Genomic DNA, 16,077 nt, shown 5'->3' on the forward strand with positions numbered 1-16,077 from the left:
TATGAACAATGGCTGAATATCAAAACATTTTCACCCAGGTTCAGGTCCAAGGACCGGCCGAAATGGGTGTCGCCGGATACGACGGCAGTGGGATTGACCGTAGCAAAGGCGCACGCTTCTCGAAGCTGGCGGGTTGGTTTGGCAACGCACAGTTGGGTCCGATCTATCTGGGCTCCTTCGGGGTGATCTCGCTTGCAACTGGTGCAATCTGGTTCGTTATGGTGGGTTTGTCCTTCTGGGCGCAGGCCGATTACAACCCGGCGATCTTCTTGCGGGACCTGTTCTGGCTGTCGCTTGATCCGCCAAGCCCCGGCTATGGCTTGGGTATGCCTCCGATGAATGACGGCGGTTACTTTATGATCGCGTCCTTCTTCCTGCTGATCTCGGTTCTGACTTGGTGGGTACGCACCTATCTGCGTGCCGAAGCACTGGGCATGGGCAAGCACGTCGCATGGGCGTTTGCCTCTGCAATCTGGCTGTTCCTTGTGTTGGGTCTGTTCCGTCCGATCCTGATGGGCGACTGGTCTGAGATGGTGCCTTATGGCGTCTTCTCACACCTGGACTGGACGAACCTGTTCTCGATCACATATGGCAACCTGTTCTACAATCCGTTCCACGCTCTGAGCATTGTGTTCCTTTACGGTTCAGCCCTGCTGTTTGCGATGCACGGTGCCACGATCCTTGCGGTCAGCCGCTTTGGTGGCGAACGCGAGATCGAACAGATCGTTGACCGCGGTACCGCGACTGAGCGCGCCGCTTTGTTCTGGCGCTGGACCATGGGCTTTAACGCCACCATGGAAGGTATTCACCGCTGGGCGTGGTGGTTCGCAGTCCTGACAACGCTGACTGGCGGTATTGGGATCCTGTTGACCGGTACGGTTGTTGATAACTGGTTTGTTTGGGCGCAGCAGCACGGCTACGCGCCGCTGAACTAAGGAGGACAGATGATGAAAAACGATAACATCCTCGACATGAGCGAAAAGAGCAGGCTCACCGCCGATATCACGCTCTTGATGCTCAAAGGTGCAGGTTATGCGGCTGTGTTCGTGTTGGCGCTTTGGTTCATAATTGCGGCGATGGCCTTTATCGGGCGCATCCTGCCAGAGCAAAGCCGTGAAACGCCTGATCCGATCAATCGGTCATCCTTGATGATCGAACTGGTCGAAGAGGTTGCGCACGTCTGAAGATTGAAACAGGCGGCGCGCGACGCACCGCCTGTTTCATCGCCATCGGGCTACCCTCCCTGGCTGGCCCGGTATTGGGGTGTAAACCCCAGTTCCCTTCCTGTTGGCTACAGGAGAACTAGCGTCGCAATTGGCTCACCCCTTTTGCGACGCTTTTTTATTACCACAAAGGTGAAGCAATGACCAATCGCCCCGAAACACCGTTCCTTGATAGCGTCGCTGGTCCTGCCGATATCCGACGCATGAACGACACCGCCATCGCCAATTTGGCCGATGATGTCCGGGCCGAGGTGATTTCTGCCGTGTCCGAAACGGGTGGGCATCTTGGGTCTTCGCTGGGCGTTGTTGAGTTGACCGTGGCGATCCACGCTGTCTTTGACACACCGCGCGATAAGCTGATCTTTGATGTGGGCCACCAGTGTTATCCGCATAAGGTGCTGACGGGTCGACGAGACCGTATCCGGACATTGCGCCAAGAGGGCGGCCTGTCCGGTTTTACCAAACGCGCCGAGAGCGATTATGACCCGTTTGGTGCAGCACACTCTAGTACCTCAATTTCTGCCGCGCTTGGCTTTACCGTAGGGCGGGATATGGGCATGCCCACCGGGGATGCAATTGCCGTGATTGGTGACGGGTCCATCAGTGCCGGCATGGCTTATGAGGCACTGAACAATGCAGGTGCCGAAGGGCGGCGGTTGTTTGTGATCCTCAATGACAACGAAATGTCCATTGCGCCGCCAGTGGGTGCGATGTCCAAATACCTGTCCGGTCTTTATGCCTCGCCTATGGGTGAATTACACAAGATGGCCGAAGGGTTTGAGGCTGCTTTGCCCGGCCCCTTGCGCGACCATGCCCGACGTGCCCGAAACCTTGTGACTGGGATGCAGACGGGTGGGTCCGGTACCTTGTTTGAAGAGCTTGGCTTTTCCTACGTAGGCCCGATTGATGGCCACGACATGACCCAGCTTTTGCCAGTCTTGCGCGCCGCACGCACCCGCGCGACAGGCCCTGTCTTGATCCATGTCTGCACGACCAAAGGCAAAGGCTATGCCCCCGCCGAGGATAGTGCTGATTGTGGGCATGGTGTGTCCAAGTTTGATGTCGTGACCGGCGCACAGGCAAAGTCCAAGCCCAATGCACCCAGCTATACCAAGGTTTTTGGATCGGCGTTGACAACCGAGGCGCAGATGGACCCCAGTATCGTTGCGGTGACTGCCGCGATGCCCTCGGGCACTGGTGTGGATATCATGGGCGCACGGTTCAAAAACCGCGTTTTTGATGTGGGTATTGCTGAACAACATGGTGTGACCTTTGCGGCTGGTATGGCGGCAAGCGGGCTGAAACCGTTCTGCGCGATCTATTCAACCTTCCTGCAACGCGGCTATGATCAAGTGGTCCACGATGTGGCGTTACAAAACCTGCCTGTCCGTTTTGCGATTGACCGTGCGGGGCTGGTCGGCGCCGATGGCCCGACCCATGCGGGCGCCTTTGACATCGGTTATATGTCCGCCTTGCCCAATATGGTCGTGATGGCGGCAGGAGATGAGTTGGAACTGATGCATATGGTGCGCACGGCCGCCGCCTATGATGACGGGCCGATTGCGTTCCGTTATCCGCGCGGCGAAGGTGTGGGGATCGACCTGCCTGAACGGGGCAACCTGATTGAGATTGGCAAAGGCCGGATTGTACAGGAAGGGTCGGACGTTGCGATCCTGTCCTTTGGCGCGCATCTGTCTGAATGCCAGCTTGCTGCGGAAAAATTGGCGGCCCAAGGTGTATCGACAACGATTGCAGACGCCCGCTTTGCCAAACCACTGGACCATGCGTTGATCCGGCAGTTGCTGCGCAATCACAAGGCGCTGATCACGGTTGAGCAAGGTGCCAAAGGCGGTTTTGGCGCAATGGTGCTGCATGATCTGGCCAATGATGGCTTGCTGGACGGACGCTGCCAAGTGCGGACGATGACGCTGCCGGACAGGTATATTGATCATGCATCGCCCGATGCGATGTATGCAGATGCCGGGCTGACGGCAGTGGATATTGCCGCGACAGCAATGCAGGCGGCAGGGATTGAAGTGAAGCGGGTTGAGGTTGGGGTTTAGGGACCGACACTGTGCAAAGCATCGAGTTGCTCCACTGGCTGTTGTGGGCAATTGCCTTTGTCGTTGCGGCTGCGTGGACGCTGGTGATCTTGGGCCTAACCTCTGTACCGATCACAATTGGTGGCAGCGGGTTGCCTGCGACGACTATCGACAGTCTGGAACTGGCTCTATTGGCATCCAGTCTTGTAAACGGCGTGCTTGTGGCGTGGCGATTCGGCGTGATCTGGATGGTCTCTGTGGCAGGTATCCAGCGCGTTTTGATCGCATTGATCCTTGGGCGGACCTTGGATTGGTATGATGTTTATTTCATCGTTTTGCTAGTCGCGGGGCTGCTTGTGATTGGCTGGCTCGCCGGTGCGCTGGGCCGCTTGCTGGACGGGGTTGGTGCTCGTTAGAGCGGTAGCGTCTGAAACAACCACACCTTCAGCCCGCCGTGTGGGATCGCGGGGCCTCTTGGTTTGAACGGCAAGCCTGTCGCCTTGGCCAACCCCGCTTCGCTGGTCACGATCCCGACCCGCCAGCCTGCACATTCGCGTTTGATTGCTTCGCCTAGCCCAGCGTAGACCCCGTAGAGCATGTTCTGGTTGCCGATCCGTCCACCGTAGGGTGGGTTGCAGATAATCAGGCCGGGTGGGCCTTCGGGGCGTGTGATGTCGGTGGCTGAGAGGTTCTGAAAAGTGATGTGCTCAGCCACTCCGGCCCGTTCGGCGTTTGCAGTTGCCATGCGGATGGCACCTGCATCGCGGTCACTGCCGGTGAAGTGGTGGGTGGGCGTGTGGGTTTTACCCACCCTACGCATGTCGTCCCATTGCGTGCCATCGAAGGTCGCAAGTTGTTGGAACGCAAAGTCGCGTGTCCGACCGGGGTAGAGCCCCATCGCGATCTCAGTGGCCTCAATCAAAAACGTGCCTGATCCGCACATCGGGTCCATGACCGGCTCGGTCCCGTCATAACCGCATTCGCGTAGCATCAATGCCGCGAGTGTTTCGCGCATAGGCGCTTTGCCGACGGCCTCTTTATGGCCGCGTTTGTGCAGGCTTTCCCCGGAGGTATCGACGCTGATGGTCACCCGATTGTCGTCGATCCGTACCTTGATCGCGACAGGTGCATCGGCGCTGATTGTCATGCCGTGGCTGTCTTTGAGCGCGGTTTCAATCCGTTGGGTCGCAGCGCCCGCGTGATAAATCTTGGACTTCTTCGAGGTGCTGACCTCAACGCGCACAGGCACATCCGCCCGCAGGATATCGCCCCAAGGAAATTTCCGCGACCGTTTGTCGAGCTGCGCGAGATGGAAAGCCATAAAGCTGCCAACACGCGCCAGCACACGGGTCGCCCCCCGCATCACAAGGTTGGCACGCCACACGTCCGCCCATGTGCCGGTGATCGTCACACCGCCCGGTGTGGCTTTGGCATCAGAAAACCCGTTTTCCAAAGCCTCTGAGAGCAGCGCGTTTTCCAGCCCGGGCGTGGCGACCATGAAAATTTCAAAGGTGTCTTCCATATCAGGCACATAGTCCGCTTTTGCGGCCAAGTGCAAATCGGCCTAGAAGTTTGAGGTCACCCCAAACCCGATTTGCACAGCCGAGGATGTGTTTTCCTCGGCTGTTGATACGGTGCGTGTCGCGAAAATATCCATGCTGGGTGAGAACCCGAAATATGTGATGTCTTCAAACACGGCTGAGGCTCCTAGAGTCACGGTTCTATCCTGTCGCCCATCAATCGTGGTCAGGAACTGATCATAGTCACGAAACGCAAACTGCATTGATGTTGACCATGACGTATTCCAGACCGGTTGCGCAAAACGATAGGTGACGCCCGAGCGGTATTCGTCATACGTGTTGTTCTCGTCAGCATCGCGAAAGCGGTAGGCGATGTTCAGTCGCAATACGTCATCTGTGGATAGGACCCGACTAAGGCTGGTGACCACATCATAAGTGACAGTATCAACGAAACCATCCACGCGCGCCCGCTGATCCCGCACGGAGGCCTGCACCGAAGCGACGTTTCTGCTATCAATCGGCATGACCTGCTGCAGGATCACGTCCCGATAATCCACGATGCGCTCATCGGTATTCCAGAAAGTGCCAAAGTTCAGGCTGGCCCGGATCGGCCCAAGCGGGCTGATACTTGATCGTTCATGCGTGATCCCGACCTCGGCGGTCAATGTCGCAAAATCTGCGCCATCAAGGTCTTGAATATCTGGGTCAGGAGAGGAGTCGAGTAGGTCCTGGGATTCCTGCGAAAGCGTAAAGGTTTCACCTGACAGATAACCCGTCAGGCGGGTCGCATGCGTGTCACCAGCGTTGATCCGGTATCCAAGCCGCATGCGCGCCGCATATGAAATACCTGACAATGCACGCTGATTTTCAGGAACACGTCCAACTTCGATGTCTTCAAGTCCAGGGATGACGTTGAACACCTCGGCCCCATCCAGCAAGAACTCATCGTCTTCGGCGCCGCCGTTGACGTTGTCCGATGGGGCGACTGTTGCATTGAATTCAATGGAAAGCGGGTTGGCTCTTGCAGCGCGCGCGTACTCGCGGACCACTGCTTCGGCGTCGTCTTCGCTTTGAATGTGATTGGCCGCACGGCGTAGCCATATCTCTGAGCGTGCATAATGGCCCAGTTGAAACCGTGATCCGGCAACAAGGCGCGCCGCCTGCAGTTTTTCTTGGTCATTCACTGCTGCCCTGTAGGCTTTTGCGGCTGCGTTTGCTGCCGCGCGGTGTTCACCGAGGTCCGCTTGTGCAAGTCCCAGCACAAACAGGGCTGCATAGCTATCGGGATCTATGGACAGTATCTGTTGGGTGAGCTCTGTGGCTTTGGTTGGATTGCCGCCGACAAGAGCTTCTTCTGCTTGTGCTTGTAACTTCGGTGGTTGGTCTTGGCCGACCCCTGTGGACGCATAGAGGCAAAGCCCTATGACAGCCGCCACTTTGCGCAGGATTAGCGTTATTTTAGTGGAACTATCAAACATTCGGGCACCAATACAAAGAAATCTAACCTGTGCAAGTGATGGCATCCCTGGGCGCAAATTAGTGGCAACTTGTCGATTTTGCTTGCGCGGATAATCGCTTTCCTCAGCCTTCCTTAGTGATTTGCATTTACATGTAAGCTGTTGCAGCTAGGACTATGGGTTGGGGCAAGGAGAGATTCCAATGAAAAAAGTATGCGCAGTTTTTGGTTTTGTCATGTTGTCCGCCTGTATGGGCGGTGGTAGCGGCAGCGATATTGATGTTGTACGCACTGAACCCGAAGCCTCTGTAACGTCGGAACTTGGCACAATTATTGAGAATTCACGCGGCGCAGGGCTTAGCGGTTTGTCCTATGACAGCCGCGTCGGTGCGATTGCGCAAGATCATGCAAACGACATGTTTGCGAGAGATTATTTAAGCATCTATGAGTTGGACAGCACTGATGGCACTGCGCCCGACGGTCGGCGCGATATGGGTGATGACCTGAATGATGCAGGCCTTGGTTGGGAGGCGATTATTCAAATGGTGGCCGAGGGTGAAATGACCGTGATGCAGGTGTATCAGGAATTCGAAGGCCGACCGCGCGGCAGTGGCATTGAAGGAAACTTTTCTGGCGATTTAGCAGACGCGATTGAACTTGAAGAAGGCTACGAGTATTTCGCATTAGGCAAAGCTGGCTCCGGCAGCGACCAGAAGTGGACACTGCTATTGGTGCATCCAATGCCGTTTTGGTCTGATCGCTAATATGTTACCGGCAATGGCGCATGCGCCATTGCCAAGCCGTCTTTCTGTAACACTCATGAGTGCATTTTCGCTAAGCTAAATCACTTATCGGCATGGGTTTGCTTGAAAACGAGGTGCGCTCTGGTCACACCTTTCGGCGCGTTTTCACATCTCCTACGGTCAGTTGACCCCAGTGGAGACCACTCTCATGAAGATGCCTTTTTCAGTCCTCGCAATCTGCCTCGCCACTGCATGTGGCGGGTCGGGCGGCAGTATGTCGAATGAACCTTCAACCCCAACTGTGACTTCTGCCGCGGCGCCACCCCCAACCGTACCCACGCCGGTGGAAACGCCCCCGACCGGTGATTTCGGCAGCATGTTGAATGCCGTGCGTGCAAGCAATGGTGCAGGCTCTGTCACCTATGACGCCCGGTTGGGCGCTGCCGCCGCTGGCCACGCCAACGATATGCTGCGCAACGGCTTTTTCTCGCATACGGGCAGCAATGGATCTTCTGTCGGGGATCGGGTGACCGCAGCCGGGTATCAGTGGCGTACTGTGGGCGAAAACATTGCGCGCGGGCAGCCTGATGAAGAAGCCGTGCTGCAAGCATGGGTCAATTCACCCGGCCACCAGCGCAACAACGTCAATCCGGCCTTTGAAGACTTTGCCTTGGCGAAGGCCGGCAGCGGGTCACAGCAGTACTGGGTCCTGGTGCTGGCAGCGCCGCGCTAGGCAGACCCGTCAGATGATCTGTGATGGGTGCGCGCCGTTTCCGGTTTCGGCTTTGGTTTTGCCATCCCTTCCAGCGCTCTAAGCGGTTTGCGCACGGCTTCAGTCAATCCCGGTCGCGTGGGGGCCGCCATTTGTTTGCTGACTTCAACAATCAGCACACCGCCGGCGGCAACGAAAGGCAGGTTGTGCCCCACTTTTTCCAGAAATCCGGATGATTTACGCCAAAGCTTGCGCGCTGATGGCGGTTGGTAAAGCGCGGACATTGTACGCTCGGTCACGAATTGGTGCCGCCGCAGCTGCGCATCCAGCTGGCTGAGCGTATAGGGGCGTCCGTAACCAAAAGGTGTGGCGTCAGAGCGCGACCAAAGCCCTGCGCGGTTCGGCACAATGAACACCGCCCGTCCGCCCGGCCCCAGCACCCTCCATGCTTCATCCAGCAAAAGCGTTGGCTGCTCGGTCGTCTCTAACCCATGCAGCATGACCAGTTTGTCAACTTGGCCCGTTTCAAGCGGCCAGATCGTATCTTCACAAAGCACGCTGACGTTGTGCCCATCCGCGGGCCACGGCATCACCCCTTGCGGCCCCGGCATCAACCCGATGACCCGTCGCGCATCTTTAAGGAATGGACGTAGCAACGGCACGGCAAAGCCAAAGCCCACAACCGTCTGCCCTTTGGCTTCGGGCCACATCGCGCAAAGCTCATCCCTGATCACCTTTTGCGCCGCCCGCCCCAGCGCGCTGCGATAATAGAAGTTTCGCAGATCCAAAACGTCGAGATGCATTGCGGTTTGCGGCTCCTTGGGCAAAGCTATGGATGTAGCATAACAAGACAAGGTGGCTTTGCCATGACAAAGACAGCAGCGGTAGAATTGGTTGTCGTGCCTTGTCTGCGCGATAACTACGCTTTTTTGGTTCATAACGGCGAAACAGGTGAAACCGCGCTTATTGATGCGCCCGAAGCTGGACCTATCCAAGCCGCACTGGATGCCCGTGACTGGACCCTGAACGACATTTTGATCACCCATCACCATGATGACCATATTGACGGGGTCGGCGCCTTGCGCACGGGCGCACGGGCGATCGGCGCAAAGGCTGATGCGCACCGTCTGCCTGATCTGGATCTTGCCGTGGCGGAAGGCGATGTGATCACAGTCTGTGGTCAGAAGACCCACATCTTCGATGTTTCCGGCCACACCGTCGGGCACATCGCATTTCATATGCCGGATGCGGAACTGGTCTTTACGGCCGATAGCCTGATGGCGCTGGGCTGTGGCCGCTTGTTTGAGGGCACCCCTGCGCAAATGTGGGAAAGCATGCAAAAGCTGCGTGCATTGCCGGATGACACGCTGATTTGTTCTGGTCACGAATACACCGCCGCGAATGCGCGTTTTGCCGCGACCCTTGACCCCGGCAATCCTGATCTTATCTCTCGTATCAAGAGGATCGAAACTGCGCGCGCAACTGGCGTACCGACAGTCCCTTCAAGTTTGACCGAAGAGAAGCACACAAACCCGTTTTTGCGTGCAGATATCCCGGAATTCAAAGCAGCCATCGGTATGGCTGATACGCCCGACGTGGACGTATTTGCATATGTGCGTGCGCAGAAGGACAAATTTTGACCACGAAGCTGTGACAGCGTGGTGAAAAGTGGATCAAAACGAAGGCTTCACGTGTTTTGTGATGCCCAAATAGAAAAAAGTCCTTGAAGGTTGGGAAATAAAACCAAACTTTAAGGGTAAGAGGCCACGGTTGGGTCACGCCAGCCCCCGATATGAAGGAGCACACGACGTGCCATCATTTTCGACAACACTAGAGCAGTCCATTCATGGCGCACTTGCGCTGGCCAATGAACGCAAACATGAACTCGCCACGCTGGAACACCTGCTGCTGGCCCTGATTGACGAACCCGATGCAGCGCGCGTGATGCGCGCCTGTTCGGTGAATCTGGACGATCTGCGCAAGGATTTGGAAGGCTTCATCGAAGATGACCTGTCCACGTTGATCACGGATGTTGAAGGGTCAGAGGCTGTTCCAACGGCTGCGTTCCAACGCGTTATTCAACGTGCGGCGATCCACGTACAGTCGTCTGGCCGCAGTGAAGTGACTGGCGCCAACGTGCTGGTCGCGATTTTTGCGGAACGTGAAAGCAACGCGGCCTACTTCCTGCAAGAACAGGATATGACCCGTTATGATGCGGTGAACTTTATCGCGCATGGTGTCGCGAAAGACCCCGCCTTTGGCGAGGCGCGGCCTGTGACCGGTTCAACGGACGAGGGTGAGACGATTGCCCCCGGTGAAGGCGATGAAAAAGAAAGCGCATTGGCCAAGTATTGCGTTGATCTGAATGCTAAGGCGACCAAGGGTGATGTTGATCCCCTGATCGGTCGCGCACATGAGGTGGAACGTTGCATTCAGGTGCTGTGCCGTCGTCGCAAGAACAACCCTCTTTTGGTGGGTGATCCGGGCGTTGGTAAAACGGCGATTGCCGAAGGTCTGGCCTTCAAGATCGTGAATGGCGACACGCCAGAGGTGCTGTCGAAAGCGACCATTTACTCGCTTGATATGGGTGCTTTGTTGGCCGGTACACGTTATCGCGGTGACTTTGAGGAACGCCTGAAAGCCGTGATGACCGAGATGGAAGATCACGCTGATGCGGTCTTGTTCATTGATGAAATCCACACGGTGATCGGTGCTGGTGCCACATCTGGTGGTGCGATGGATGCGTCTAACCTGCTGAAACCTGCGTTGCAGGGTGGCAAGCTGCGGTGCATGGGATCAACCACCTACAAGGAATTCCGCCAGCATTTCGAAAAGGATCGCGCGCTAAGCCGCCGGTTCCAGAAGATTGATGTGACAGAGCCTTCTGTCCCTGACTCCATCAAGATTTTGCAGGGTTTGAAGCCTTACTTCGAAGAGCACCACCATATCAAATACACTGCCGATGCGATCAAAACGGCGGTGGAATTGTCTGCGCGTTACATCAATGACCGTAAGTTGCCCGACAAAGCAATCGACGTGATTGATGAAGCGGGTGCGGCACAGCATTTGGTTGCCGAAAGCAAGCGTCGCAAGACGATCGGCACCAAAGAGATTGAGAATGTCGTGGCCAAGATTGCGCGCATTCCGCCTAAGAACGTGTCGAAAGATGATGCAGAGGTTCTCAAAGATCTTGAGAAGTCGCTGAAACGCGTTGTCTTCGGGCAGGATCAAGCGATTGAAGCGCTGTCATCGGCCATCAAACTGGCGCGGGCTGGCCTGCGCGAGCCTGAAAAGCCGATTGGGAATTACCTGTTCGCGGGTCCAACCGGTGTGGGTAAGACGGAAGTCGCGAAACAACTGGCAGATACGCTGGGTGTTGAGCTGATGCGCTTTGACATGTCCGAGTACATGGAAAAGCACGCGGTTTCGCGTCTGATTGGTGCGCCTCCGGGCTATGTCGGCTTTGACCAAGGCGGTATGCTGACCGATGGTGTCGATCAGAACCCGCATTGCGTGCTGTTGCTGGACGAAATGGAGAAGGCGCACCCTGACGTCTACAACATCCTGTTGCAGGTCATGGATCACGGTAAGCTGACGGATCATAACGGTCGGACTACGGATTTCCGCAATGTGATCATCATCATGACGTCCAATGCCGGTGCGGCTGAAATGTCGAAGAATGCAATGGGCTTTGGCCGTGAAACGCGCACGGGCGAGGATACTGCCGCGATTGAACGCACGTTCACGCCGGAATTCCGCAACCGTCTGGATGCGATCATCAGCTTTGGCGCGCTGCCGAAACCTGTGATCATGCAAGTGGTTGAAAAGTTCGTGCTGCAACTTGAAGCGCAACTAATCGACCGCAATGTGCATATTGAGCTGACACCTGCCGCCGCCGAATGGTTGGCAGACAAAGGTTATGATGTAAAGATGGGTGCGCGTCCGCTGGGTCGTGTCATTCAGGAACACATCAAAAAGCCGCTGGCCGAGGAATTGCTTTTCGGCAAATTGGTCAAAGGCGGGATCGTCAAAGTTGGCGTCAAGAAAGGCGCGCTAGAGCTGAAGTACGAAGCCCCAGCGCAAGGCCGGATTGAGGGCGGTGGGGATAAACCGCCGTTGCTGACGGCTGACTAAGCTTTAGAGAAGAAATTGGGAAAGGCCGTGACTTCGTCGAAGTCACGGCCTTTTTCGTTTTCAGTTCTGTGTTGCGCCGTCTGTGATTTCTGCAAGGATCATCGCATGAGTAGCAGAGGTTCTTGATGACATTCGAAACATGGATCGCGTTTGCGCTGGCCAGTACAATCGTTGTGCTGATACCCGGCCCAAACATTGTACTGACGGTCAACTACGCGATCCGGGATGGGAAACGATCTGGTTTGGCGACCGTGCCGGGCGTCACTGTCGGGGCTCTCATCGCCATGTCGATCTCGCTACTGGGCGCAGGTGCTGTGCTGGCGACATCAGTTTTCTTGTTTACACTGCTTAAGTTTGCAGGGGCGATCTATTTGCTATGGCTGGCGTACTCGCTTTGGACGGCACCAATTGACGGCGTTCAAGTTGACGGTGATACACCTGCGAAACCATTGGCAAAACTGTTCTGGCAGTCTTTGCTGGTCAGTGCCCTGAACCCCAAGGGACCGGCATTTTACATCGCATTTGTCCCGCAATTTGTGACCCCAACGGCCCCGATTTTCCAACAGTTTGCTATTTTGATCGCGACGTTCCTTGGCGTGGCCACGTTGAATACCCTGTTTTGGTTGTTCTGCGCGGCCAGCTTGCGCGCCCAATTCAAAAGGCCGGCGGTCATGCGTTTGTTCAATCGCACTGGCGCGGGTTGTTTGGGAATTGCCGGTGTCTTTGCGACACAGGTTTCACGCCCGACCTAAGGTTCACCGCTCGGTCAGTTTTAACTCAATCCGTCGGTTCTGCGCGCGTGCTTCTTCAGTATTGAGCGGGTTAATCGGTTGGAACTCTCCAAACCCGTTTGCGGCCAATCGCCTTGGGTCAATCCCAAGGTCCCCCGACATAAACCGTACAACAGACAGCGCGCGCGCTTGGCTAAGTTCCCAGTTATCGGCAAAACGACCGTTGCGGTTTACGGGGATGTTATCGGTGTGCCCATCGACGCGGATCACCCAATCAATGCCCGCTGGGATATCGGCGGCGATGCTGCGCAGGATGTCTGCGATATTGGCGATCTCACTTTCGCCTTCCGCAGACAGGGTGGCACTGCCGGGTTGAAACAGGACTTCAGAGTTGAAGATAAACCGGTCGCCTTCGATCCGAATGCGGTCCTGGCCTTCAAGAATTTGTCGCAACTCGCCAAAGAAGGTTGATTTGAAACGGGCGAGGTCTTCTGCTTCGGCTGCCAGACGCGTCGCTTCTTCTTCCAGTCGTGCAGCTTCGGCCTCAAGCCGGATACGCTCGGCCTCTTCCAATGCGCGACGCTGGCGTTCTTCGGATACTACGCGCGCGAGCGCTGTGTTCAGTTGCGCGCCCAGCGTTTCAATCTGAACCTGCGCTTCGCGGTCAGATTCTTCCGCCAAGTTCAGCAGAGATTGCAGATTACCAACTTGGGTGCGCAATTCCATGATTTGTTCGTTGAGTAGCGCCACCTGTCGTTGGCTTTCTGCCGACAGCGCCTCTTGCGTTGCAAGTTCCTGATTTGCGATGGCGAGCAAGGCGGCTTGACGCTCCGCTTCGGTGGATTGGGTGCCAAGGTTGCCCTGAAGCTGGGCAAGCTGTGCCGCCAGCGTTTCATTCTCAGTTTCCAACGATCCGCGTAGCGCATCCAACTCTGCCTGTGCCGCACGCGCCGCGGCCAGCAACGTCAGAGTATTCTCGGCCTCTTGCCGTTGTTGTTCGAGGTTGAGCGTCATCGCCGTTAGCTCGGTGTCTGCATTGGCAAGCCGTTCGCGCAAGGCTTCGGCCGCTGCAGCGCTGGTGATCTGGTCAGCCTCCAACGCTGTGATTCGGGCGGTATTTGCGTCATTTTCAGTTTCAAGATCAGCAACTAAAGCCTCAAGCGCTTCGCGCCGGGCAGCGGCCAATCGCGCGGCTTCGGTGCCCTCGTCAATTTCTGTCCTTGCCTGGGCCAGCGCGAGATTGAGTGCTTGCTGCTGCGTCAGCAGACGGTCCTGTTCAGCTTCCAACCCTGCGATATTTGCCAGCGCATCGCTGCGTTCGGACAGGAGACCGGCAACTTGTGCTTCAAACTGCGTGATCTCGCTTTGGGCCTGCGCAAGCGCCTGATCCTGCACTTCGCGCTCTGCAATAAGCGCTGCAATCCGGCCCGCTTGGCGCGTCGCTTCGGCGTTTGCGGCATCCAGATCAGAGTTCAACCGCGCTGTCGTATCACGTTCCAGCCCAAGCGTGGCTGTCAACGCGGCAACTTCATCGGTCAAAGCATCAAGTTCGGTTTCTTGGCCCGTGATCTGTTGGCGCAGCACGAATTGAATGACCATAAAGATCGTCAGCACGAACATCAGCACCAGCAAAAGCCCGGTCATCGCGTCGACGAAACCCGGCCAGATCGCGTTCTGGAACCTGTTTGATGATCTGCGGCTTAACGCCATTGATCAGCCTCTGTCCTTGATCGCGTTGGCCAGATTGGCGATTTCGCCACGTAGGTCGCCCACGCTTTCCTGCCGTCCTGCGGACATTTCTTCCAGGATCCGCAGCAATTGTACGTCGATGGACCGTAGGCGCATCCGGCTTTCGGCATCAATGCCTTCCATGCCGCTATCATCAAGCTTTTGGATCAGCGCCTCTTGTCCCTGCGCCACCCGTTCGAGCATATCGGTGCTGGAGTTCGTCGCACTGGCCTGCGCCATCTTTTCCACGGCCGTAGCAAGGGTACCAAAGCGCCGGTCGTTTTCTTCGCGGTCGGCGTCTGTTTGCCCCATCATCATCTGGATCGTATCTATCAGTTCGCCCAATTGATCGACAAAGGGGCCCATCGCGCTGAAGTCAGCAGAGCCTCCGCTTTCTTCGCCGTCAATGCCGACGCGGGTGATGGTGGATAGCCATTCTTCAAGCTCGCGGTAGAAACGGTTTTGCCCGTGACCTGCGAAGAGTTCCAGAAGTCCCACAATCAATGATCCGGCAAGTCCGAGAAGAGAGCTTGAGAAGGCCGTGCCCATGCCGCCTAATTGTGCTTCCAGGCCCGATTGGAGGCGTGCAAATATATCAGCGCCACTTTCGCCTTCGCCGGGATTGAGCGAACGGATGGTTTCAACGAGGGCCGGAACGGTTGTTGCAAGTCCGTAAAACGTCCCCAGAAGGCCAAGGAAAATCAAAACGTTACCGATATAGCGCGTAATTTCGCGATCTTCGTCGATACGCTGGGCGACCGAGTCCAAGATGGACCGCCCTGATGTGGACGACACTTGCTGGCGTGCCCCACGTGACCGTAGAAGTGTGGCCAATGGTGCCAGCAAAGATGGCGCGGCGCTGTAGGAATGTCCGCCCTGCTCTTTGGCAAAGCTTTCAATCCAGCCGACGGACTTCATCAAAACGAAGACCTGATTAAAACATGACAGCACCCCCAAGACGAAAACCCCAAGGATGACGCCATTGAGATAGGGGTTGGACATGAAGATCGCGGTGATCTCTTCCAGGCCAAGATAGAAACCTGATCCGACCAACCCGATCACGATCAACATGAATAGCAGTTGCCTGATGGGCTGTGAAAACTGTGGTTGGGCCTTGGGTCCCCGTTTGTCCGACACGGATGGGAGTCCTCATATTGTGTGATTGCTCTGCTCGCATAACACCATATGGCTGCTTTGCCGCAAACCCAAACAAAATCGGGGTCGGATTATGTTGCTGTCAGGGCACGCACGCGGCCCGCCAGCCATTCCATCTCGGCGTCTTTGATCCCAAGTTCGGTCAGATGGGCGGCTGTGTTGAACAGGTATTCGGTATTCGGCCCGCGTCCGCCGACCGCTTGGGCGATGATCTGCGCCTGCTTTTCAAGGTCGAATTGGCAGTACTGCACGTGGTCGCGGTTGATGATGTAGGCGAGTGCCGGGATCTTGTCACCCTCATCGCTGATCAGCTCAACCGTGTCTTCGTAGTAGGCAGATGAGATCAGTTCACGCGCGCGCAGTTCCGCATGCACCTTGTCCGCCTCTTCGTCGGCAACCTGAAAGGCCACCCCCGTGCATTGCCCGCCCGGCTGTGCGTCAAGCGCGAGGACGAGGCCGGGGTCTTCTTCTGATCCGCGATGATGGATTGAGAGCATGCAAAAGCTGCGGTGATAGTCGTGCAGCCGCGCTTTGACCTGTCGGACGGGTGTGAAACCGGGGTTCCACAAAAGTGACCCATATCCAAATACCCAAAACGCCATATGCGACCCCCTGTGTTGCAAGGGTTCATAA

At 56.3% G+C, this 16,077-nt stretch carries 15 protein-coding genes; 9 read left to right on the forward strand and 6 right to left on the reverse strand.

Going from position 1 to position 16,077, the window contains the following annotated elements; genetic code table 11:
* The first annotated feature begins 8 nt into the window (after positions 1-8).
* The 4 genes from pufM to MWU60_RS09185 all read left to right on the forward strand — a co-directional run bounded on the left by pufM (position 9) and on the right by MWU60_RS09185 (position 3,681).
* A complete protein-coding gene (pufM, locus tag MWU60_RS09170) occupies positions 9-935 on the forward strand; it encodes a photosynthetic reaction center subunit M (protein WP_247226971.1) in 927 nt (308 codons plus the stop codon).
* 12 nt (positions 936-947) lie between these two features.
* Complete coding sequence (gene pufX, locus MWU60_RS09175; RefSeq protein WP_247226972.1) at positions 948-1,184, forward strand: RC-LH1 core complex protein PufX; 237 nt, start codon at positions 948-950, stop codon at positions 1,182-1,184.
* Positions 1,185-1,363: 179 nt separating this feature from the next.
* On the forward strand, positions 1,364-3,286 hold the full coding sequence (gene dxs / locus MWU60_RS09180) for a 1-deoxy-D-xylulose-5-phosphate synthase (RefSeq protein ID WP_247226973.1): 1,923 nt from the start codon (positions 1,364-1,366) through the stop codon (positions 3,284-3,286).
* A gap of 11 nt (positions 3,287-3,297) precedes the next feature.
* Positions 3,298-3,681, forward strand: a complete 384-nt coding sequence (locus tag MWU60_RS09185) for a hypothetical protein (RefSeq protein ID WP_247226974.1) — start codon at positions 3,298-3,300, stop codon at positions 3,679-3,681.
* Here the strand turns inward: MWU60_RS09185 and MWU60_RS09190 are convergent.
* On the reverse strand, positions 3,678-4,787 hold the full coding sequence (locus tag MWU60_RS09190) for a class I SAM-dependent RNA methyltransferase (protein ID WP_247227481.1): 1,110 nt from the start codon (positions 4,785-4,787) through the stop codon (positions 3,678-3,680). The two genes, MWU60_RS09185 and MWU60_RS09190, sit on opposite strands and share 4 nt — an antisense overlap.
* A 42-nt stretch (positions 4,788-4,829) precedes the next feature.
* Positions 4,830-6,263, reverse strand: a complete 1,434-nt coding sequence (locus tag MWU60_RS09195; protein ID WP_247226975.1) for a hypothetical protein — start codon at positions 6,261-6,263, stop codon at positions 4,830-4,832.
* Between the two features lie 181 nt (positions 6,264-6,444).
* Here MWU60_RS09195 and MWU60_RS09200 point away from each other — a divergent pair, with 181 nt between their 5' ends.
* Both MWU60_RS09200 and MWU60_RS09205 read left to right on the forward strand, forming a co-directional pair.
* Positions 6,445-7,005 (forward strand): CAP domain-containing protein, encoded by a 561-nt coding sequence (locus tag MWU60_RS09200; protein WP_247226976.1) that lies wholly within the window; start codon positions 6,445-6,447, stop codon positions 7,003-7,005.
* Positions 7,006-7,327: 322 nt separating this feature from the next.
* Entirely contained in the window at positions 7,328-7,717 is a 390-nt protein-coding gene (locus MWU60_RS09205) for a CAP domain-containing protein (RefSeq protein WP_247226977.1), read from the forward strand.
* Here the strand turns inward: MWU60_RS09205 and MWU60_RS09210 are convergent.
* Positions 7,714-8,499 (reverse strand): class I SAM-dependent methyltransferase, encoded by a 786-nt coding sequence (locus tag MWU60_RS09210; protein ID WP_247226978.1) that lies wholly within the window; start codon positions 8,497-8,499, stop codon positions 7,714-7,716. The two genes, MWU60_RS09205 and MWU60_RS09210, sit on opposite strands and share 4 nt — an antisense overlap.
* A gap of 63 nt (positions 8,500-8,562) precedes the next feature.
* Between MWU60_RS09210 and gloB the strand changes: the two genes are divergently transcribed.
* The 3 genes from gloB (at position 8,563) to MWU60_RS09225 (ending at position 12,582) form a co-directional block, all read left to right on the forward strand.
* A complete protein-coding gene (gene gloB / locus MWU60_RS09215) occupies positions 8,563-9,336 on the forward strand; it encodes a hydroxyacylglutathione hydrolase (protein WP_247226979.1) in 774 nt (257 codons plus the stop codon).
* A 169-nt stretch (positions 9,337-9,505) separates the two neighbouring features.
* Positions 9,506-11,830 carry an ATP-dependent Clp protease ATP-binding subunit ClpA gene (gene clpA, locus MWU60_RS09220; protein ID WP_247226980.1) on the forward strand — a complete coding sequence of 775 codons (2,325 nt, stop codon included), beginning with the start codon at positions 9,506-9,508 and terminating at the stop codon, positions 11,828-11,830.
* Positions 11,831-11,955: 125 nt separating this feature from the next.
* Positions 11,956-12,582: a LysE family translocator gene (locus MWU60_RS09225; RefSeq protein ID WP_247226981.1), complete on the forward strand. Its 627-nt coding sequence runs from the start codon at positions 11,956-11,958 to the stop codon at positions 12,580-12,582.
* Between the two features lie 3 nt (positions 12,583-12,585).
* On the opposite strand, the gene MWU60_RS09230 is transcribed toward MWU60_RS09225, so the two are convergent.
* The 3 genes from MWU60_RS09230 to MWU60_RS09240 all read right to left on the reverse strand — a co-directional run bounded on the left by MWU60_RS09230 (position 12,586) and on the right by MWU60_RS09240 (position 16,046).
* Positions 12,586-14,271 carry a peptidoglycan -binding protein gene (locus tag MWU60_RS09230; protein WP_247226982.1) on the reverse strand — a complete coding sequence of 562 codons (1,686 nt, stop codon included), beginning with the start codon at positions 14,269-14,271 and terminating at the stop codon, positions 12,586-12,588.
* A gap of 3 nt (positions 14,272-14,274) precedes the next feature.
* Positions 14,275-15,360 (reverse strand): biopolymer transporter ExbB, encoded by a 1,086-nt coding sequence (locus tag MWU60_RS09235; protein ID WP_247226983.1) that lies wholly within the window; start codon positions 15,358-15,360, stop codon positions 14,275-14,277.
* A gap of 155 nt (positions 15,361-15,515) precedes the next feature.
* Positions 15,516-16,046: a gamma-glutamylcyclotransferase gene (locus MWU60_RS09240; protein ID WP_247226984.1), complete on the reverse strand. Its 531-nt coding sequence runs from the start codon at positions 16,044-16,046 to the stop codon at positions 15,516-15,518.
* Between the last annotated feature and the right edge of the window lie 31 nt (positions 16,047-16,077).

The organism is Yoonia sp. F2084L (assembly GCF_023015625.1).
Taxonomy (GTDB): Bacteria; Pseudomonadota; Alphaproteobacteria; order Rhodobacterales; family Rhodobacteraceae; genus Yoonia.